The organism is Thermosulfurimonas sp. (assembly GCF_015491435.1).
GTDB lineage: Bacteria > Desulfobacterota > Thermodesulfobacteria > Thermodesulfobacteriales > Thermodesulfobacteriaceae > Thermosulfurimonas_A.
On record NZ_WFVX01000080.1, the window covers coordinates 1 to 2,748 of the forward strand.

A 2,748-nucleotide genomic window follows, 5' to 3' on the forward strand; every position below is an offset into this window, starting at 1 on the left:
CCCCCCTTAACCCTCGGAGAGCCGCCTTGTAGTTTCTTGACGGAAGAAAAAGCCCTTTTTACCTTTTAGCCATGCCCAAGGATTACTATAAGATTCTGGGAGTACCCAGAGACGCCTCGCAGGAGGAGATCAAGCGGGCCTACCGGCGCCTGGCCCTGAAGTATCATCCCGACCGCAACCGCGGAAATAAAGAAGCCGAGGAAAAATTCAAGGAGATCAACGAGGCCTACGCCGTCCTTTCCGATCCGGAAAAACGCCGCCAGTACGATCTCTTCGGTTCCGCCGAATTCGAAAAGCGCTACACCCAGGAGGACATCTTCCGGGGGTTCAATTTCGAAAACCTCTTCCGGGATCTGGGCATAGAGTTCGATCTGGGCCGTTTCTTCCACTTCGGGGGAGGAGGGCGTTCCCGGGGGTTCACCATAGATCTTTCCAGACTCTTCAGTCATCTCTTCGATACCGCCAGGGAGGAGTTTCACGAGCCAGGAGGGGTTTCCGAGGAAATGATCCTGGACCTCCCCCTCACCCTGGAGGAAGCCCGCCAGGGCACGGAAAAGGTCCTGATGGTGGCCCCGCTGGGCCGCCCCGAAAGGGTAAAGGTCAAGATTCCCCCGGGAGTGAAAGAGGGGCAGAAACTAAGGCTGGTGGCCAAAGGTCCTCTGGGCCCGGATGGTAAAAGAAAAGACCTCTTTCTCCGGATCCGGATCCAGCCCCACCCCCGTTTCCAGGTGGAGGGATCGGACCTGGTCACCACCCAGAAAGTCCCCTTTACCACCCTCATTCTGGGGGGAGAGACCGAGATCGAGACCCCGGAGGGTAAAAAGATCCGGGTGAAAATTCCCTCCGGCACCTCTCCCGGGACCCGTCTGCGGCTGCGGGGCCTGGGACTTCCGGACCGCAACGGACACACCGGAGACCTTTATGTAAAGGTGGAACCCATTATCCCCAAACGTTTGACCCGAAAACAGCGCGAATTGCTGGAAGCCCTCCGGGAAACCGGGCTTTAACCCCCGGCTACACTGGCCAGTTTAAAGATAGGTAAATAGAGCGAAATGATAATGCTCCCGATAATCCCTCCCAGGAAAACGATCAATACCGGTTCTATAAGGGTGGAAAGGGTATCCACGGTTCGATCCACCTCATCCTCGTAAAAATCCGCTACCTTATCCAGCATCTGTTCCAGGGCCCCGGTGGCCTCTCCCACGGCTACCATCTGGGTGACCATGTGGGGGAAATAGCCGCTTATGGCCATGGGTTCGGCAATGGATTGCCCCTCGGACACACTCAACCGCACCTCCTCCACCACCCTTTCAATAACCCTGTTCCCGGAGACCTTACCCGCAATGGAAAGGCCCTGCAGAAGGGGAACCCCGCTGGCAATGAGACTGCTCAGGGTCCTGGTCAGGCGAGCAATGGCTGACTTGTGGAGCAATTCCCCGAAAACCGGCAATCGCAAAAGGAGCTTGTCTATCTGGTAACGGCCTTTTTCCGTGCGGTAGATCTGTTTGATCAGAAAGATCAGACCCACCACCCCCAGCACAAAGAAGGGAAAGAACCGCTTGGTCAGGTTACTGGCTGCGATCACGATCTGGGTGGGCAGGGGCAGAGCCTGCCCGGCCTCCGCAAACATCTGGGCAAACTTGGGAATGACGAAAACCATGATGATGGAAAGGACCACGATGGTCACCAGGATAATGACCACCGGATACATCATGGCATGTTTGATCTTGGACTTGAGGGCCAGGATCTTTTCCTGGTAGGTGGCCAGACGTTTGAGGATACTGTCCAGATTTCCTCCGGCCTCCCCGGCGTTCACCATCTGGATATAGAGTTCGTCAAATACCTTGGGGAATTCGCGCAGGGCCTCGGCGAAACTGCTTCCTCCCTCCACCGAGGTTTTGATCTTACGAATAACCTCCTGGAAATAGGGATTTTTCTGCTGACTGGAAAGGGCTTCCAGGGCCTGCACCAGGGGAAGACCGGATTCCAACATGGTGGCCAGCTGGCGGGTAAAGATGGTAAGCTCCTTACCGCCCACCTTCTTGCGCTGGAACCGCGCCAGTACGGATTGTTTACGCTCGGTGATCTTGATGGGGATGACCTGAAGACGCCGCAGCCTGGCCTCGACAATCTTTACGTCCGGGGCCTCCATTTCGCCCCGGCGGACCTCACCCGAAAGAGTCTTCCCTACCCATTGATAGATGGGCATTTATCTTCCTATCCAGTAATTGGGGGCTTCCTTCATGATGGTTACATCATGCACATGGCTTTCCCGCAGACCAGCCATGGTAATCTTCACAAACCGGGCCTTGCGCCGCAATTCTTCTATGGTTCGGCAGCCACAGTACCCCATGCCGGAACGCAACCCCCCCACCAGCTGGAAGATCATATTGGATACCGGCCCGCGATAGGGAACACGACCTTCTATTCCTTCGGGAACGAACTTGGCCGGCTCGGTGGAGGACTGACCATAGCGCTCCCGGGCGGCCTGACCATCCATCATGGCCCCCAGGGACCCCATTCCCCGATAGATTTTGTAGGTGCGCCCTTCGTAAAGGATGGTCTCCCCCGGAGCCTCCTCGGTTCCGGCCAAAAGACTCCCGATCATCACCGCATGAGCCCCCACGCCTATGGCCTTCACAATATCTCCGGAAAACTTAATCCCTCCGTCGGCTATAACCGGTATTCCGTATCTGTCCGCCACCTGTGCACACTGATGTATAGCTGTAGCCTGAGGAACCCCCACCC

General features: G+C 56.4%; 3 protein-coding genes. 1 reads left to right on the forward strand and 2 read right to left on the reverse strand.

Features of this window, described 5'->3' with window-relative positions:
- The first annotated feature begins 71 nt into the window (after positions 1-71).
- Positions 72-1,007, forward strand: coding sequence for a J domain-containing protein (locus F8J34_RS03655; protein WP_297056636.1), 936 nt, complete (start codon positions 72-74; stop codon positions 1,005-1,007).
- On the opposite strand, the gene F8J34_RS03660 is transcribed toward F8J34_RS03655, so the two are convergent.
- Positions 1,004-2,209 (reverse strand): type II secretion system F family protein, encoded by a 1,206-nt coding sequence (locus F8J34_RS03660; RefSeq protein ID WP_297056637.1) that lies wholly within the window; start codon positions 2,207-2,209, stop codon positions 1,004-1,006. The genes F8J34_RS03655 and F8J34_RS03660 overlap by 4 nt on opposite strands.
- Positions 2,210-2,748: IMP dehydrogenase (locus F8J34_RS03665; RefSeq protein WP_297056639.1), on the reverse strand; the 539-nt coding region annotated here is incomplete at its 5' end.